Consider the following 564-nt stretch of genomic DNA (forward strand, 5'->3'; position numbering starts at 1 on the left):
CTGAACGGCGAGCCAAATCCCCAAATCACGGGCAATAAATTCGGAACCGTTGTCGCTGCGGATGAATCCCGGCGCACCACGCTGCGTAATGACCTCCTGCAGGACGGTTTTCACCTCCAAGGAGGTGAAGGATTCGGCTACCCGCAGCGCCAGGGATTGCCGGGTGAATTCATCGGTCAGGGTCAGGATCTTTAGAGTGGTGCCTTCCAGGGTCTGATCGAAGACGAAATCGTAGGTCCAGACGTGGTCGACATATTCGGCCTGCATGGAATAGACGCCCCAGTGCGGATTTTCCGGGATGCTTTGGGTTTGATGGCGAGCCCTTCTTCACGCCAGAGTCGTCGAACTCGCTTCTTGTTGATGGTGACCCCTGCTCGTACGAGCAGGGCATGAATAAATCGGTATCCCCGGCGGGGATGCTGCTTGGCCAGGTCATGGATGCGCTGCCGAAGTTCGCTGTCCTGGCGCGGTTTGGCCTGGTAATGCCAGGAAGATTTGGAGAGGCCCACCAGAACACAGGCCCGTTCGGGCCTGATGTGCGCCGCGACCAGCTCCCTGACGACG

Annotated in this window: 2 protein-coding genes; both read right to left on the reverse strand. The window is 58.7% G+C overall.

Features of this window, described 5'->3' with window-relative positions:
• Positions 1-267, reverse strand: a 267-nt coding sequence (locus tag QZ271_RS14455; RefSeq protein WP_291432638.1) for a DDE-type integrase/transposase/recombinase, incomplete at its 3' end; no start/stop codon positions are given.
• A complete protein-coding gene (locus tag QZ271_RS14565; RefSeq protein ID WP_367114381.1) occupies positions 192-509 on the reverse strand; it encodes an IS3 family transposase in 318 nt (105 codons plus the stop codon). The genes QZ271_RS14565 and QZ271_RS14455, both read right to left, overlap by 76 nt.
• Positions 510-564 lie beyond the last annotated feature (55 nt).

It is taken from the genome of Deinococcus sp. (assembly GCF_018260555.1).
Taxonomy (GTDB): Bacteria; Deinococcota; Deinococci; order Deinococcales; family Deinococcaceae; genus Deinococcus.